Below are 15,614 nucleotides of genomic sequence, written 5' to 3'. Positions count from 1 at the left end.
CAGGCGATCAGACATCCACGCCGGTTCGGTTTCGCCGAATATTCCGGACGATCTTCCTCGCCTCCAATATAGAAGATGTCGGGCCATCCTCTTGGAACGGCCAGTCGGCTCGGCTAGACGGCGATCATGCGGGGTCTAAACATCGCGATCGCAGGCTGCGGGCCGTGCGGACTGGCGGCGGCGCTGCTGCTTCATCGCGCAGGGCATCATGTCACCCTGTTCGAGCGGTTCGACACACCGCAGCCCATCGGTTCCGGCCTGATGCTTCAGCCTACCGGAATGGCGGTTCTCGCCAGACTAGGATTGAAGGATGCGGTGCTGTCGCGGGGCGCGCGCATCGATCGGCTGTTTGGCAAGGCGGGCGAGAGGGTCGTTCTCGATGTCCACTATGCCGCCCTCCGCCACCAGGGTATTTTCGGCATCGGCATTCATCGCGCCAGCCTGTTCGCGATCTTGCATGAGGCCGTCCTGCGGTCGGGCATCACCATCCATACCGGGCACACGCTGGCCGGGAGCAAGCCGATCGGGGCGAAACGCGCGCTGCACTTTGCCGATGGCAAGACGAGTGATGCCTATGATCTTGTGGTGGATGCGCTGGGCACCCGCACGCCGCTGGCTCCGCTGACGGGGCGGGAACTGGCCTATGGCGCGCTCTGGGCCAGCCTCGATTGGCCGCAGGACGTGGGCTTCGATCCCCATATGCTCGCTCAGCGCTATGACCGCGCCAGTATCATGGCGGGCGTTCTGCCCATCGGCACGCCGCCGGGCGCCACGATGCCGCAGGCTGCTTTCTTCTGGTCGCTCCGCGCGGACAGGCTGGATGACTGGCGGGAGGCCGGGCTGGCAGCCTGGAAAGCACGAGTCGCAGCGCTCTGGCCCGACTGCGCGTCGCTGCTCGACCAGATTCATGATCCCGACCAATTGACGTTCGCACGCTACGCGCATCGAACCCTGACCACCCCGGCGGAACCGGCGCTGGTCCATATCGGCGATGCGTGGCACTCCGCCAGCCCCCAGCTTGGGCAGGGCGCGAACATGGCCTTGCTCGACGCCTGGGCACTTTCTAAGGGGCTGGAGCAAGCGAACAGCGTCGATGAAGGGGTTCGACATGCTATCAGGCTGCGCCGCCGTCATATTGTGACCTATCAGTGGCTCACCGCATTGTTCACGCCCGTCTATCAGTCCGACAGCCGCTTGTTGCCGCTGATCCGCGACCGTTTGGTCGGCCCTTTGTCCAAACTATGGCCCGCCACCACCATACAGGCGGCGATGGTGAGCGGACTGGTCGCCAATCCGCTGGGACCGCTGGGGCTGGATGAAGAACTTCAGGCTGGTGAGCCTTTAGCGGAGGCGGCATGAGCGCGGCATCGGGCGATCGCAATAACGGCCCGATCATCGTCTTCGACGCGATGTGTGTGCTCTGCTCTGCCAATGCCGCATAGCGGAGGGAGGATAGCAGCGCCCGCATAGTGACAGCTTCTTCCAACGGACATCCGATATAAAAAAAGCAAGCTTTACTTGATGTTATGTTCCTCCCGTGGAACAATCTCACGGTGCACGAGTAGGGGGAATGAGATGCGCAATTCGGTCATTGCCATGGCAGTTTTGCTCGCTGCTTGCGGGGAAAAGCCTTCGGAGGAGAGAAGCGCCGAGGTGATGCAGGAGCCAGCCGCGCCCAATGTGGCAGTCACCCGCACCCCCGGCGTGTCGCTGACATATCGTTATGGCTTCCGACTGCCGCCCGAGCGAGTGGCTTCCGTGCAGGAAGCGCATGCCGCCCAGTGCGAAGCCTTGACCGCGGCGCGCTGCCGCATCACGGGGATGAGCTATCAGGTCCATCGGGACCGCACGATCAACGGGTCGCTGGTCATGAAGCTGGCGCCTGACATAGCGCGAGATTTCGGCAAGAAAGGCGTGGCGACCGTAAGCCAGCGTGGCGGCATGCTTACGGATGCGAGTATCGACAGCGAGGAGTCTGGAGCCGTCATCGATGCGGCGAAGCGCGACCAACAAGCAATCGCGGAAGAGCGTGCCCGGATCGAACAGCAATTGAACCGGTCAGGCCTGCCCACCGCTGAACGCACGCAGTTGCAGGATCGTCTAGCGGAGCTATCGGACCGGCGCCAACAGGCTGTCGCGGTGCGGAACGATGCACAGCTCAAACTCGCCAACACCCCCATGACCTTCGATTATGCTTCGGGGCAAGTCGATCCCAGTCTAAACGATGGACCGCTGCTTGGCGCCATGAAGGATGGGTGGGTCAATGTCGTCGCCGGCATCGCGGTCCTGCTGATGCTGGCGATCTCGCTCCTTCCATGGATGGTCGCTGCCGCCGGGCTCGCCCTGGCTTGGCTGGGCATCAGGCGCTGGCTGGCGCGGCGGCAACGGCACGATGCGTCTCCTCCGGAATGAAACCGGGAAGCGGGGCCTTGCGAGCGATTTTCGGTCAGGTAAGAATGGAATGATGAAAGACAATGGTCGTCTGGACCGCATCATCAGTCGTGGCGTCTCCCTGCGCCGCGAACATCCGGTCGCCACCCTGCTGGGCGCACTGGCGCTGTCGACGATTGGCCTAGGAAGCACCCTATGGGCGTGCGCGGACTCGTCCTGCGCGCCGTCCTGGCAGTTGGCATCGGCGGAATATGATTGCGGCGGCCGGGCGGTCATCAGCCCCGGCAACGATACCCGCATCAACATGCTGTGGCTGATGCGCAGCCTAGCGCCGGACGATAGGGCGCAGGTGGGCGCCGTTACAGACGCTAACAACCCGCAGTTCGGCCAAAGCTTCATGACATGGCCCGGCCTGCGCGCCGCCCTCTGGCCGCAAACCGCAGGGGGCAGAGATGACGCTGGCCAGGCGATGCCGGAGGCCCCCGGCTGCGAGGCATCGAGCGGCGGCGTTCCCGCATTCAATGCCGCGCTCGACGCAGAGACCGCCTTGCCGGAGCCGGAACGCGCGGCATTGCGCCGGTTCCGGCTGCAGGCGGGCTGTGGAGAGGCGAACTGGGACGACAAGACCGTCTCCAGCAAGCCCGGCCGCGAGTATCTGAGCTACCTGAGGGCAGCGGACGCTTTCTATAAGGCCGACTGGCCGGCGGCGCGCAGCGGCTTTGCCAGCCTGACCCGCGCCCGCAGCCGTTGGGTGGCGGAAACCGCAATATATATGCCGATCCGCATCGGTCTGCGCGCCGCAATGGCGCAGGCGGTGGATGAATATGGCGACTTCGTTGGCCCGGATAAGGTGGATCGCACCGCGGTTGCGCAAGCGGAAGCCGCCATCGCCGCTTATCTGAAGGCTTACCCCAAAGGCCGATATCGAGCGTCGGCCGAGGGACTCAGACGCCGTGTGGCCTGGCTTGGCGGCGACTGGGCGGCGTTGACCCGAAGCTATGAGACGCTCCTCGCCACGACGCCCGGCGGCGATGAAGCCGCGGCCGATCTGGCGGAGGAGATCGACATCAAGCTGCTCGAACGTTCGGACGCCTCGACCATCGTCGGCAAGCAGCAGAATTTGCCGCTGCTGACGGCCATTTTGGATCTGAAGCGGATGCGGCAGCATAGTGACGGTGCAGCGCCGCTGTCCGCGAGCGAACTGGCGACGCAGCAAGTCCATTTCCGGGCGCATGGCGACCTTTACGGTCTGCTCCAGGCAAGCCGGGCCTATTATGCGGGAGAAGAGCCGAAGACCATATTGGCGCTGTTGCCCGACGCCGCGCGGCAGAGCCGCTTCACGCCGCTGGCGTTCAGCCGTCAGACACTGCGGGGAATGGCACTTTCGAAGTTGCGGGACCCCAATGAGGTTGGCTTCTGGCGGGATCTGTTGGGCGGCGCGAGCCCGCTTTACCAGCGCCCTTTGGTGGAGATGGGGCTCGCCGTCCGCTGGCAGCGCGACGGGCGGTTGGACCAGATCTTTACGCCCGGATCGCCGATCACCGACTCCGCCACCCGCTCCATCCTGCTGCAGACCGTTGCGACGCCCGCCATCCTGCGCGCCAGCGCAGGGGATGCCGCGCGCCCGGCGCGGGAGCGCGACCTTGCGCGCTTCACCCTGCTCTACAAGGATCTGATCAGAGGCGCCTTTGGCGATTTCGCGGCCGACCTTGCGCTGGTGCCCGTCAACGCTCCGGCGGACAGCGGGCTTTGGGATTTCACCCAGCAGGATGTGATCCCTGTGGGCCTGTTCCGGAAAGGCAAATGGTCTGACGGCTTTGCCTGCCCCACGCTCGTGCAAACAGCCGCGACGCTGGCGCGCAACCCGGCAAATACGAAGGCTCGCCTATGTCTGGGCGACTTCTACCGGTTGAACGGCTTCGACGGGTTCAGCCTGTTCAGGGCATCGGACGACAAACTGGCGCTGGGTAACGGACCGGACGGATTCCCCGGTCGTCCGCAGTCTCGCGACGACATCTACACACGCATCATCGCGGACAGAAACGCAGCGGCGGAAGACCGCGCCTATGCCCTGTATCGGGCCGTCATGTGCTACGCGCCTTCCGGCTATAATAGTTGTGGTGGACCCTATCGAAACTATGAGGAAATGGAGGCGGCCCAGGCGCCGCAGGCCGAACGGAAGGCCTGGTTCACCGAGTTGAAGCAGCGTTATCCCGACAGCCGATGGGCGAAGGCCCTGCGCTACTATTGGTGAGGGGACTTCTGGCGGGACGGAGACTGGCGCTGCTGGCATCGGTTCTGCTGACCGGATGCGATATTCAGCCGGACAGGCAGGCGGGCAGCGTTGACCCGGCTGCCTATGACGCTTTCTATCTCTGGCCCGGAGTACGCCCGACCGGGGACATCCGGCCGAAGACCCTCTATCTGCTCGATGGGGAAGTGCGCCGCGGTGGGGCGGCGCGCTTCGAGCGCCTGCGCATGGGCATTCCGCGCCTTCCCGGCAAGACAATCTGGCTGGTGGTAAGGGCGGAGCGGCTCGACTGGAACGACATGGTGACCACCGCGATTTTCAACGATCTGCGCCGCTGGCAGGAGGCGGGAAACGAAGTCGCCGGTCTCCAGCTCGATTTCGATGCGGCTACCAGAGGGATTGAAGGCTATGCGAAGTTTTTGGAGAAAGTGCGACAACGCCTTCCTCGCACATGGCGGTTGTCGATCACCGGCTTGATGGACTGGAGCGCCCATGGCGATCCGCAAGCGCTGACCAACCTTGCGAAGACCGTCGACGAAGTGGTGGTGCAGACCTATCAGGGCCGTTCCACCATCCCGGATTATGAAGATTATTTTCGGAGGATGGAGAACTTCCCCATTCCTTTCCGTGTGGCGCTGGTTGAAGGCGGATCTTGGCGGGAGCCGGCCCGGCTTGCGCAACATCCGCAGTTCCGGGGCTATGCGATATTCCTGTTGAACACTGCTGAACTTCGTCGCTGACTGGATCGCCGCAAGCAGACATTCAGCCAAATGCCCCCCTAGGCCGTAAACTCATAAATGGGGCGTTCGAGGCGCCATTTATGCGTTTACGGCCTAATCCTCCCGCTCGGCGGATCGGAAGCGGAAGCGAATTTCGGCGTTCGCCGGCACCGTCATGACCCAGACCTTCTTGCCTGGTTTTGCCGTAAGCCCGCTGCCAAAATCGCTGAAGACCCGATCACCGTTCACCGGGAAATCCATCTCGAAGCGAATGGGGAAGGGATTGGAATTGCGCGCAATCACCGTGTGGCGCAGGCGCCCCCTCCCATCGTCCGCCTCTTCGTGGTCGAGGGTCAGATTGCTTGCCCCGGCAAAGCGCCATTCGACCTCCTCGTCCACGGCCTTGTCCCCGGTCGTGCTTTCCCCGACGTACATCCGCCCCCATGGGCTGTCTTGATAGAGGACGGCGCGTCCCGCCGGGAGCGGATCGCCCATGCCTTCCTCTTTCCGGTTGCGGAAACGGAACAGCATCTGGGGATCGTCCGGTTCGTCCCGGTTCATCCTCGAGCGGTAGATGAGAGCGCCCTTCACTTTGTCTTTGAGAAGGAAAGCCACCTGCTTTTGCGAGCGCGCGGCGATGGTGACAGGAACAGGAATCCGGTAGAGCTTCAGGTCGCCGAGATTTTCAGCCCTGGCGACTACCGAGACAGCGATTGGGGCGGACTGTACCGCTTCCTGGCGCCGCTGGGCGCTCACGACGATTTCGCCGGCGTCCATCATCATTTCCATCGGTGGGGACGCGGGCGGCGGTGGCGGATAAACGCTCCCTACATCGCTCGTCGTACCGGCGGGCCAGCAATTGTTGAACCTGTCAAGATAACGCGCCTCTTGCCGTGCATTTTCGCCTGTGTCGTCACGGCTATCCTCCGACCGGCCGACCCGTCCGGCCACGGCCGACGCCGTCGCATCGACAAAGCTCGTATCGTCCGCGCTCGCGAGCGTCAGCCAGCCCAGAAGGTTCAACGACTGCCCATCAGGAGCCAGCGTGGCCACATAGCTGGCGTCCCAGTCGAATCCGGTCGCGATATAGGCGAGCGTAATCGTCACGCGGCCACCGGGCTGGTCCTTCGTCGTCATCGTCAGCACCGGCTTGGCGGAGAGCGTCGGCGGCGCCTCTGGATAAAGGAGGGTCTGACGCAGGCCGGAGCAATATAGCGCTTCTACCCCACGCGGCGTCGTCACAACCAGCCTGTCGGTCGCGGAACGAACCGTCGCCTTTTCCTCGACCGTCTTGCCGGTCGCCGGATCGGTGCGGCGCAGGATTACCCGCTGGCCGGTAAAGGCGTCGACCAGCCCTTTTTGAGATAGCAAGGCCGCGTCGCGATTGCGCTCGCGCGGGGGCGTGCCGAACAGGATCGCCGATTGCGGCACGATGCCGCTGGCTACCCCTTCGAACCGGATCACTACAGGGCCGGGCGGCAATATCACGGTGCGCGTTTCGGCCACCAAGGCGAAGGCGCCCGGATCGTCGCGATCGAGCGCGCCCTCTCCCCGGTTCGGGTCACGATAGAGTGTGACCGCCACCCTGTCCGGCGCTGCGGAGATCACCACCGGCAATTGCGCCCTGGCAGCAATAGGCGCGCAAAGCAGCAGGACGAGCAGCAATCCCAGGCCCTTGATGCGACGCATGGCGGCGCGCTTACCAGGGGGTGAGAAATGTGGCGGTCAATTCGGCCTTGCCATTGGCAGGGACCGGCACGACCCATCGCCTCATGTCTGCCGTCTCCTGCTCTCCCTTGATGCTCTCTTCCGGCACGCGCAGATCGCGCCACCACCACCAACGGGCCAGGCCGGACTGGACCACATCGACATTCACCGGCACCGGCTTTGCATTGGTGATGATGTAGCGCATCTGTGTGCGGTAATATTGCTTCGGCTGCTCGCTATAGCCTTGCTTCGTGGCGCCATCGGGATAGGTGACCCGCCAACGCGAAGTCTGGGTCCATTCGTCGGTGGTGATGAGGCCGCGCTTCTCCGTGACCGGCTGCACCTTGACGTCGAAGGCGTCGCCGGTGCGCAGCGCCAGGGTCGAACCACCCGGCGTATGCGGAATGGCGCTTTCCCCGATGAACTGCGCCTGCCCGCGCGTATCGCGCATATAGACGCGCACCGTGCCCGCAGGCAGCGCGGCGCCGATCCCGGAAGCCTTCGCATTGGAGAATTTCAGCACAGATGCCGCGCTCTCGGCCTCGCTTCTGTTTTCCATCCAGTCGTTGCGATATTCGTAGGCACGTGCGGCCGGCACGCCCGATGCGTCGAGGAAACTCACCTGCTTGGTCTGGGCATTGGCGATCGTGGTGCGCCCCTCGATCGGATAGACATGGAAGTCGCCCAGTTGCTCGCCTCCACCGCTCTCCGTGCCGGGCCGGTTGCCGCGCGGCTGAGGGCGGCCGCCATCATAGCCGTAATAGCCCTGCTGCACCTGCCCCACTTCCCCCGCCACCAGCAGCGCGCGGGCATTGGTGAAGGTGGTGCCGGTGCTGTTGTTGAGCGTGATCCAGCCCTGCATGTCGAGCTTGCCCGCCTTTTCGTCGAATAGCGCGACATAATCGGATTTCCAGCTCATGCCCGGCGTCAGATAGCTGAGCGTCACTGGCCGGGCGCCGGCCTGCTGCACGTCCAGGGTAACGCTGAGCGTCGGGCGGGCGCGAAGGTTGGGCGGAATGGAGGAAAAGATGACCCGCACCGGCAGGCCATCATCACGCAGCACTTCTATCCGATCCCCGATTTTGAGAACCACGCCGCCATTCGCCGCCAGGACCGTCGCCTGCTCCCGCGTTTCCGCTCCCGTGGCAGGATTGGTGCGCAGCAGGGTAATGGTCTGTCCCACGGCCTTTTCCATGAGGGCCGCGGGCGAAAGCAGATCATAGTCGAAATTCTGCTCGACAATGCCGATGCCCTCGCCCGACAGCGTCACCGTCTCCGGCCGAATGCGCGCGGAGACGTCTGGAAACTCCTGCCGCGATCGACCGGACGACAGAGTGATCCGGCGCACGTCCTGCACCAGCGCAAGGTCGTTATTGTAGATGGTGACGGATACATCGCCTTGGGCACTGGGCGTCGCGGCCGACTGTGGCGTCTGAGCGAAAACCATTTGAGGGACCGAAACAGCTATTATGAAAGCAGGATAATTCAGCCGCATGAAGCCCCCCTCCGATATCGCTGCAAACATGCCCGAAAAGGCCCAGCCATTCCAGAAGCATATTCTCTTTGGAACCGCTGACAGGATGGGCACGAGACATCAGGCGTGATGCGGTCGCTAAAGCGGCAAACCCACATAATTCTCCGCAATGGCCGTCTGCGCCGCAGGCGAGGACGCGATATAGTCCAGATCCGCCATCTGCATGCGCCGGTCGAATGCATCATTGTCGGGAAAGCGATGCATAAGCCGCGTCAATTGCCAGGAGAAACGCTCCGCCTGCCATATCCGCGCGAGCGCCCGGCCCGAATAGCCCGTAATCGCGCCATCGTCTCCACGCCGGAAGTAACCGGCCAGCGCCTCAGACAAATAACGGACATCGGAAGCCGCCAGATTCAGCCCCTTGGCCCCCGTGGGCGGCACGATATGCGCGCTGTCGCCAGCCAATAAAAGCCGCCCATGGCGCATGGTTTCGAACACGAAGGAACGAAGCGGGGCAATCGATTTTTCCAGCGCCGGTCCCCGCGTGATCCGCCCGCCCGCCTCCGGCCCCAGACGGACCGCCAGTTCGTCCCATAGCCGATCGTCGGGCCAGTCCGCGACTTTCTCATCCAGCGGCACCTGAATATAATAGCGGCTGCGCGTTTCCGACCGCATGGATGCCAGCGCAAAGCCGCGTTCGTGATTGGCGTATATCAGTTCATGGTCGCAGGGCGGCACATCGGCCAGAATCCCCAGCCAGCCGAAAGGATAGACTTTCTGATAGGCCCGCGCCGCGGAGGCCGGGATCGCGGCGCGCGCGGCGCCGTGAAATCCGTCGCAGCCGCAGATGAACTGCGCGTCGATCCGCCGCGCAGCGCCGTCTTCCACGAAGGTGAGGTAGGGCGCATCCCCATCCAGCCCGTGCAGCGTCACGTCGGCGGCATTGTAGATGATCCGCAAGCCACGTTCATCCGCCGCGTCCATCAGGTCCCGCGTCAATTCGGTCTGGCCATAGACCATCACCTGCCGACCGGTGAGCGCATTTATATCGATGCGTATGAGGCGTTCGCCATCCGCAAGACTGAACCCATCATGCGGCAGGCCCTCCCGGTGCATGCGGTCGCCCAGACCCAGCCTGTCCATCAGGTCCGTCGTCGTCCGCTCCAGTACCCCGGCGCGAATGCGCCCAAGCACATAGTCCGCCGAAGCCCGTTCCACGACGACGGCCTCCAGCCCTTCGGCCCGCAACAAATGGCCCAGCAACAGCCCGGCGGGGCCGGCGCCGACGATGGCGATCTGCGTCTTCATCGCACCTGATCCCGTCCTGCTATCCATGGCGGCATCCTGCCCCGGAAGCCGCTTGCCGGACATGGCCGTCTCCGCCTATAAATTGGATGATCCAGCAGGTTTTTCGTCGCCATGACCACCGCCATCCCCACCTTCTATCTTTATGGAGAGCCGCAACGTGCTGTGGAGGCGGGCTTTGTCCATGTGGAAAGCCTCGACGATCGCTCCCGCCCCAGTGAGTGGACGATCCAGCCGCACATCCATCGCGATCTCAACCATATCATCCTGATCGCGGAAGGCGGCGGCTCCATGCGCGCCGATGGGAACATGATGTCATTCGACGCGCCCAGCCTGCTGCTGGTTCCCGCCGGCATCATCCACGGTTTCACCTGGCTCCGCGAATCCAGCGGTTGGGTGACGACGATTTCCGGCAGCTATCTTCAGCATCTCCTGGAACGCGATGAAGATCTTCAGCCGCTTTTCCGCAACCCGCGCGCCATATCGGTGCCTCCGGCCGACGTCCGGGAAGCCGGGGCGACTATCCAACGGCTGGCGCGGGAACTCGCCTGGTCGGGTCCGGGCAGGCGCGGCGCGATCGAATCCCTGCTGCTCGACCTGATGGTTCAGGCATTGCGCCGTGCCGCCCTGAGCGAACCAAGCGCGGCCACCGGCGGCAGGCAGGCGCGGCTCGTCGCCCGTCTGCGGGAGCGGATAGAAGGGCGTTTTCGACATCGGGAGCCTGTGGCTGCGCATGCCCTGGCGCTGGGGGTCAGCGAAACCGCGCTACGGCAGGCTTGCTCCCATGTCGCGGGCATGTCCCCGGCGGCCATGGTCGATGAACGCGCCCTGCTCGAAGCGCGTCGCCTGCTCCTCTATTCCAGTCTTTCCATAGCCGAAATCGGCTATGCTATCGGTTTCGACGATCCCGCCTATTTCTCGCGTTTCTTCACCCGCCATCTGGGCCATCCGCCGCGGGCCTGGCGGGCGGAGGCCCGCAGATCGGCCACGCGCAGATAAGTCCGTCAGAATCCACAGCGCCCGATGGTGCGAAGGCGGCTGCGCGATCATGACGAGGGCGAGGACATCGAACACGGCCCCGACAGGTTTGGGAACCAGATGTCGGGGCCGTCCTGCCCCCCGCGGACAGGAGGAATAAATTTAGCACTATGGGTCAGGAATGAAAGAGAAATGTGATGACCGGCAACCGGACGAAATCCTGATCCTGTACTGCGCCGCGCCACCGCGGCGTCGATTACAACAGCGCGCTCTTTCCTGCCCCGCTCATATACGGGTGAACCGCCAGCGATCAGCTTCGCTCTCATCCGGGTCGAAGCGATATCCGTCGCTGTCGAAGCCGCGCATCGCTTCCACATCCGTGACATGATGCTCGCAGAGCCAGCGGGCCATCATGCCGCGGGCGCGCTTGGCATTGAAGCTCACGAAACGCGGACCATTCGGACCGGGTTCGCGAAACTCGACCTCGATCACCCGCATCCCCGCCAGCTTGCCCTCGACCGCAGCGAAATATTCCTGGCTCGCGAGATTGAGCACGACGCCCGATCCTTCTTCCGCAAGCTGCGCGAGCAGCAGTTGGGCGATGCGGTCGCCCCACCAATCGGTCAGCCGCTTATGGCCGGGTGCCCAGCGCGTGCCCATTTCCAGTCGATACGGCCGGATGGCGTCAAGCGGTCGGAGCAGACCATAGAGGCCCGACAACATCCGCACATGGTTCTGCGCAAACGCGACGCCCGCATCGTCCAGCGTATGGACCTCGAAACCCGTATAGACGTCACCTGCAAAGGCGAACAGCGCCGGTCGCTCAGGCAGGTCGGCGAAGTCCCGGAAACGCTCCGCATTGAGCTTGGCGAGGCGCGGGGAGATATGCATCAGCTTTCCCAACCGCTCCTCCGTCAGGCCCGCAGCCGATTGCGCCAGACCGCGCGCTTCCTCGGCGAAGTGCGGTCTCGAAACCGTCAGCGGGGGCAGTGCGCTCTGGAAGTCGAGCGTCTTGGCGGGGGACAATAGGGCGATCATCGCGCCGCGAGTAGCGATAGCGGTCACTGGCGTCAAACCGGGGAATCCGCCGGGCTGGCCATGAGACAGCGCTGCAATCCATGCCAGGACCGTCTTCATCTCATGGCAAGAAGCCCCTCCCTTTTTCAAGCGAACGCCTCTACGTTTTTGGGATGCCCCAGATTCTCATCGATGCCGACGCCTGTCCGGTTAAGGACGAAACCTACAAGGTCGCGTGGCGACATAATGCGCCCGTCATCGTCGTCAGCAACAGCCCCATCCGGGTTCCAGCGCATCCGCTCATCTCACGCGTGGTGGTGAGTGATGGATTCGACGCGGCGGATGACTGGATCGTGGAGCATGTGGAGGCCCGTTCCATCGTCATAACCGCCGACATCTTGCTGGCTGACCGCTGTTTGAAATCGGGGTGCGGGGCTGTGATCGCACCGACGGGAAAGCCGTTTACCACGGCATCCATCGGCAATGCGGTTGCGGTGCGGGCCATCATGGCGGATCTGCGGGCAGGCGCTGTCGGCGATGGCATCGGTGGACCGGCACCTTTCGCGAAGGCGGATCGGTCACGCTTTCTCTCGGTGCTTGATGAGACGCTGGTGCGGCTTCGCCGGTAATGTTTCATTGCATGAATGACTTGGTGAAGTGACGCCCCTCCGGGCGAGGGCGTCTTTCTTGATCAATCAATTAATTATTTGTATCGTCGCGCCGATGAAAGCGAAACTGAAGGAACCGTGATGACCTTTCCCCTTCCCAATGCCAGTCAGGATTTGAGTGGCCAGATCGCCCTGGTGACTGGGGCTTCGTCGGGACTTGGTTACCGTTTCGCGCGGATATTGGCCCTTGCGGGCGCGCGGGTGGCGGTCGCCGGCCGGCGGAAGGACAGGCTGGACAAGGTCGTGGATGAAATCCGCGCCGCCGGGGGGCAGGCCTGTGCCATCATATTGGACGTGGGGGATGCCGGGTCGCTGGCGGACGCGGTGGCGCGGGTGGAGGAAGCCATGGGCATGGTGACCATCCTCGTCAATAATGCGGGCATGCCGGATGCCCAGCTCGCGACCAGGATGCCGCTGGACCTGATCGACCAGGTCATCGGCGTCAATCTTCGCGGCCCCTTCATTCTTGCCCGCGAAGTGGCCAAACGCCTGATCGAGGCCCGCAAGCCGGGCCGGATCATCAATGTGGCGTCGATGGCCGCCTTCCACTATCCGGGGAAAGGCGCCTCCCTCTATGCCATCACGAAATCGGCGGTGGTGCGCATGACCGAAGTTCTCGCCGTGGAATGGGCGACGGCCAACATCAACGTGAACTGCATCGCTCCTGGGGCCTTTTCGTCGGAAATGATGGACGGCATGCGGTCGCGCATCGGCGATGGCTTCATCGAGAAATTTCCGCGAAAGCGGCTGGGCGATCCGGCGCAGCTCGACAGCACGCTGCTTTATCTTGCATCGCCGGCATCGGAAGCCGTCACCGGCACGGTCATCAAGATCGATGACGGTCAATCGCCGCGCTAGGTAGGGTGGAGGGTTTGGAGGGGCGGGGGATGGGCATTTCTAGACATTCCCCTCCCGCCTGCGGGAGGGGGGATGACCGCTCTCACCCAAATCACTCAGTCCGGCCAGTCTTGAATTGTCCATGCGACCTAGTTGGAACGCACCAACAAGCCTTCCGTGATGATCGAATAGAGGTGATCGACGAATTCCCGCTTCAGTTCCGCCGTGATATCATGAACGTCGAACACATGTTCCAGTTGATATTTCCCGTAGAAAAGATGGTCGCAAGATCCGACGACATGAAAATAAAATAGCACAGGGTCTACCGACCGGAAAACACCGGCCTCCACACCCTGCTCCATGATCCGGCGCTGCGCTTCGGCGATCGGTTTTCCGAACTCCTCCGCAATCAATTGACCGTATGTTTCCGAATCTTCCGCCAGCAACTGGTGCATGAGGGGGTTGATATAGGGATATTGATAATAGCTGTTCACCATTCCGCTGATATGAATGCGCAGCTTCTGCTCCGGCGGGATATCCATTTCCGGCAGGAGCTTCAATTCAGCGATGCCAGCTCCCATGACCTTGCGCAGCAAGGCGACAATCAACCCGGCCTTGTTGCCGAAATAATATTTGACCAGCGCTGAATTGAGGCCGCTCTTCGCTGCGATATCGCTCAAGGATACGTCAGTCGACCGGCGTTCCGTCATCAATTCACCCGCCGCGATCAGCAATTGATCACGCGTCCCGATATCCGAACCTGCCGATTGCCTCCGCCGCCCTTTCAACGAAGTGCCCCGCATGTTCGCCTCCGAGTCAAATCCATAGCCGCGCCCCCGGTCAGCCAATCCGCCATAGGGCGCATCGGACAGTCAGGTCGCTGCATACACCCGCGACATGAACAGGTAAAACCCTATTCATTGATTAATTGATTATATCCCGCTCATCGCCAGCAGGCCAAGGATGTGCCGATATATTCGAGCGTTCGGGAGACACCGTTCAGCTTTGGGCTGACCGGCGATAATTTCCGGGCGTCGAGCCGACATGTCGCCTGAAAGTGTGAGTCAGATGCTCCTGATGCGAGAAGCCGCAACTGAAGGCAATTTCCGCCAGCGATTGGTCGCTATGCGCCAGAAGCCTCTTGGCGCGCTCGACACGCCGCCGAAGGACAAACTGATGGGGCGATACGCCGGTCGCCCGCTTGAACTGGCGGACGAAGTGGGAAACGCTGAGACCCGCGATCAGGCTCAATTCCTGAAGCTGGATCGACCTTTCCAGATGGGCTTCCACGAAATCCTGCACGCGTTTCAGCCGCCCCCTGGCCAATCCGCGACTATTGGCGGCGGGCGCCGGTTCCTTCGAATAATCGTGCCGGATCAGCCGGGCCGCGATCGCCAACGCCATCTGATCCACGTAAAGTGCGGTGGACGCGCCGCCCGATGCCGCGACGCTTCTGACCTCGAAAGCCAGTTGTTCGAGCAGTTCGTCCCGCTGGCCTACCCGCGGGCGAAGGCGGATGCCGTCGGGAAAGTCGTAACCAAGGGATTTCGCGACATCGTTGACGACGCTGCTGCGAATGTAGAGATGCAGGGTTTCGATCGAATTTTCCAACTCGATGGACAGGGTCGAATTGGCGGGGCACAGGCACAAGGTGCCGGGTGGGATCACAGCCTGGATCTTCATGTCCTCGACCACGCCGGTGACCTGGGCCAGACCACCCAGATGGAATATGAGCAGATGATCGGGCACAGGCTCGGCGGACGCCTTGAACGGCTCCTCCTGTTGTTCCGACAGGAACAGGGATGTCCAGCCAAGAGCGGCGCTTGAAGTCTGGGCGGGGTTCCGGGCACTGGCGAACAGCCCATGCGTGTGGCTGATGTCAAAATGTGCCGCCGCCATTGCCATCACTGTCCTCCAAACCGTTCCACAGGCACGGCCAGTCCGCGCGGCCCCGTTTCCCGATACCATGGATCATCATGATATCCATCTTGTGATGGGCCTTTTTTGCCTCAACCTCTAACGTGCCGTTTATGAGTTTACGCCCTAGGCCGCGTGGACAAATTCGAAAAATGTCGTGAAATGGCCAACCCAAGGCATTCCCCTTCCGCAGGCGGGAGGGGTTAGGGGTGGGCGCGAGCGGAGCGAGCTTCTTACTTAGCCGTTGCAAAACAACGCTGATGTTGCGCCAGCCCACCCCCTAACCCCCTCCCGCCTGCGGGAGGGGGATGACGGAAATCCACCTAAATCAGTCAGTCAGGCCAGTCCGG

14 protein-coding genes are annotated in these 15,614 nt (G+C 62.7%); 7 read left to right on the top strand and 7 right to left on the bottom strand.

Annotated elements, in window-relative coordinates; genetic code table 11:
- Window positions 1–126 precede the first annotated feature (126 nt).
- From BV95_RS16370 to BV95_RS16355, 4 genes are all read left to right on the top strand, one after another.
- A complete protein-coding gene (locus BV95_RS16370; RefSeq protein WP_037454311.1) occupies window positions 127–1,359 on the top strand; it encodes an FAD-dependent oxidoreductase in 1,233 nt (410 codons plus the stop codon).
- Window positions 1,360–1,596: 237 nt separating this feature from the next.
- Entirely contained in the window at window positions 1,597–2,412 is an 816-nt protein-coding gene (locus BV95_RS16365; RefSeq protein ID WP_156028688.1) for a DUF4349 domain-containing protein, read from the top strand.
- Window positions 2,413–2,461: 49 nt separating this feature from the next.
- Window positions 2,462–4,645, top strand: coding sequence for a PA5441 family protein (locus BV95_RS16360; protein WP_051749821.1), 2,184 nt, complete (start codon window positions 2,462–2,464; stop codon window positions 4,643–4,645).
- Window positions 4,642–5,382 (top strand): DUF3142 domain-containing protein, encoded by a 741-nt coding sequence (locus BV95_RS16355; RefSeq protein WP_322788225.1) that lies wholly within the window; start codon window positions 4,642–4,644, stop codon window positions 5,380–5,382. Before BV95_RS16360 ends, BV95_RS16355 begins: the two co-directional genes overlap by 4 nt.
- A gap of 93 nt (window positions 5,383–5,475) precedes the next feature.
- Here BV95_RS16355 and BV95_RS16350 read toward each other — a convergent pair whose 3' ends face one another.
- The 3 genes from BV95_RS16350 to pobA form a co-directional block, all read right to left on the bottom strand.
- Window positions 5,476–7,050 carry a DUF4139 domain-containing protein gene (locus BV95_RS16350; protein WP_051749819.1) on the bottom strand — a complete coding sequence of 525 codons (1,575 nt, stop codon included), beginning with the start codon at window positions 7,048–7,050 and terminating at the stop codon, window positions 5,476–5,478.
- Between the two features lie 10 nt (window positions 7,051–7,060).
- Window positions 7,061–8,515 carry a DUF4139 domain-containing protein gene (locus BV95_RS16345; protein ID WP_234703213.1) on the bottom strand — a complete coding sequence of 485 codons (1,455 nt, stop codon included), beginning with the start codon at window positions 8,513–8,515 and terminating at the stop codon, window positions 7,061–7,063.
- A gap of 165 nt (window positions 8,516–8,680) precedes the next feature.
- A complete protein-coding gene (pobA, locus tag BV95_RS16340; protein ID WP_037454344.1) occupies window positions 8,681–9,850 on the bottom strand; it encodes a 4-hydroxybenzoate 3-monooxygenase in 1,170 nt (389 codons plus the stop codon).
- Between the two features lie 111 nt (window positions 9,851–9,961).
- On the opposite strand from pobA, the gene BV95_RS16335 reads away from it, so the two are divergent.
- Window positions 9,962–10,846 (top strand): helix-turn-helix domain-containing protein, encoded by an 885-nt coding sequence (locus BV95_RS16335; protein WP_037454308.1) that lies wholly within the window; start codon window positions 9,962–9,964, stop codon window positions 10,844–10,846.
- 264 nt (window positions 10,847–11,110) lie between these two features.
- On the opposite strand, the gene yaaA is transcribed toward BV95_RS16335, so the two are convergent.
- Window positions 11,111–11,863 (bottom strand): peroxide stress protein YaaA, encoded by a 753-nt coding sequence (yaaA, locus tag BV95_RS16330; protein WP_037454343.1) that lies wholly within the window; start codon window positions 11,861–11,863, stop codon window positions 11,111–11,113.
- A 152-nt stretch (window positions 11,864–12,015) separates the two neighbouring features.
- Between yaaA and BV95_RS16325 the strand changes: the two genes are divergently transcribed.
- On the top strand, window positions 12,016–12,471 hold the full coding sequence (locus BV95_RS16325; protein WP_037454305.1) for a YaiI/YqxD family protein: 456 nt from the start codon (window positions 12,016–12,018) through the stop codon (window positions 12,469–12,471).
- A gap of 120 nt (window positions 12,472–12,591) precedes the next feature.
- A complete protein-coding gene (locus BV95_RS16320) occupies window positions 12,592–13,368 on the top strand; it encodes an SDR family NAD(P)-dependent oxidoreductase (protein ID WP_037454341.1) in 777 nt (258 codons plus the stop codon).
- A 128-nt stretch (window positions 13,369–13,496) separates the two neighbouring features.
- Here the strand turns inward: BV95_RS16320 and BV95_RS16315 are convergent, their stop codons facing one another.
- From BV95_RS16315 to BV95_RS23835, 3 genes are all read right to left on the bottom strand, one after another.
- On the bottom strand, window positions 13,497–14,195 hold the full coding sequence (locus BV95_RS16315; RefSeq protein ID WP_234703212.1) for a TetR family transcriptional regulator: 699 nt from the start codon (window positions 14,193–14,195) through the stop codon (window positions 13,497–13,499).
- Between the two features lie 151 nt (window positions 14,196–14,346).
- A complete protein-coding gene (locus BV95_RS16310) occupies window positions 14,347–15,246 on the bottom strand; it encodes a helix-turn-helix domain-containing protein (protein ID WP_037454338.1) in 900 nt (299 codons plus the stop codon).
- The gene (locus BV95_RS23835; protein ID WP_156028686.1) at window positions 15,227–15,541 is read right to left on the bottom strand and encodes a hypothetical protein; all 315 of its coding nucleotides are present in this window, start codon (window positions 15,539–15,541) and stop codon (window positions 15,227–15,229) included. Before BV95_RS23835 ends, BV95_RS16310 begins: the two co-directional genes overlap by 20 nt.
- Between the last annotated feature and the right edge of the window lie 73 nt (window positions 15,542–15,614).

Origin of the sequence: Sphingobium chlorophenolicum, assembly GCF_000722875.1 — a bacterium.
Lineage (GTDB): Bacteria > Pseudomonadota > Alphaproteobacteria > Sphingomonadales > Sphingomonadaceae > Sphingobium > Sphingobium chlorophenolicum.
This window is presented reverse-complemented; position numbering and strand designations above follow the sequence as displayed.

Excerpts from the sequence above, each read along its gene's own strand:
- BV95_RS16370 (WP_037454311.1), top strand. The coding sequence starts at position 127 with ATGCGGGGTCTAAACATCGCGATCGCAGGCTGCGGGCCGTGCGGACTG.
- BV95_RS16365 (WP_156028688.1), top strand. The coding sequence starts at position 1,597 with ATGGCAGTTTTGCTCGCTGCTTGCGGGGAAAAGCCTTCGGAGGAGAGA.
- BV95_RS16360 (WP_051749821.1), top strand. The coding sequence starts at position 2,462 with ATGATGAAAGACAATGGTCGTCTGGACCGCATCATCAGTCGTGGCGTC.
- BV95_RS16350 (WP_051749819.1), bottom strand. The coding sequence starts at position 7,050 with ATGCGTCGCATCAAGGGCCTGGGATTGCTGCTCGTCCTGCTGCTTTGC.
- BV95_RS16345 (WP_234703213.1), bottom strand. The coding sequence starts at position 8,515 with ATGGTTTTCGCTCAGACGCCACAGTCGGCCGCGACGCCCAGTGCCCAA.
- pobA (WP_037454344.1), bottom strand. The coding sequence starts at position 9,850 with ATGAAGACGCAGATCGCCATCGTCGGCGCCGGCCCCGCCGGGCTGTTG.
- BV95_RS16335 (WP_037454308.1), top strand. The coding sequence starts at position 9,962 with ATGACCACCGCCATCCCCACCTTCTATCTTTATGGAGAGCCGCAACGT.
- yaaA (WP_037454343.1), bottom strand. The coding sequence starts at position 11,863 with ATGATCGCCCTATTGTCCCCCGCCAAGACGCTCGACTTCCAGAGCGCA.
- BV95_RS16325 (WP_037454305.1), top strand. The coding sequence starts at position 12,016 with ATGCCCCAGATTCTCATCGATGCCGACGCCTGTCCGGTTAAGGACGAA.
- BV95_RS16320 (WP_037454341.1), top strand. The coding sequence starts at position 12,592 with ATGACCTTTCCCCTTCCCAATGCCAGTCAGGATTTGAGTGGCCAGATC.
- BV95_RS16310 (WP_037454338.1), bottom strand. The coding sequence starts at position 15,246 with ATGGCGGCGGCACATTTTGACATCAGCCACACGCATGGGCTGTTCGCC.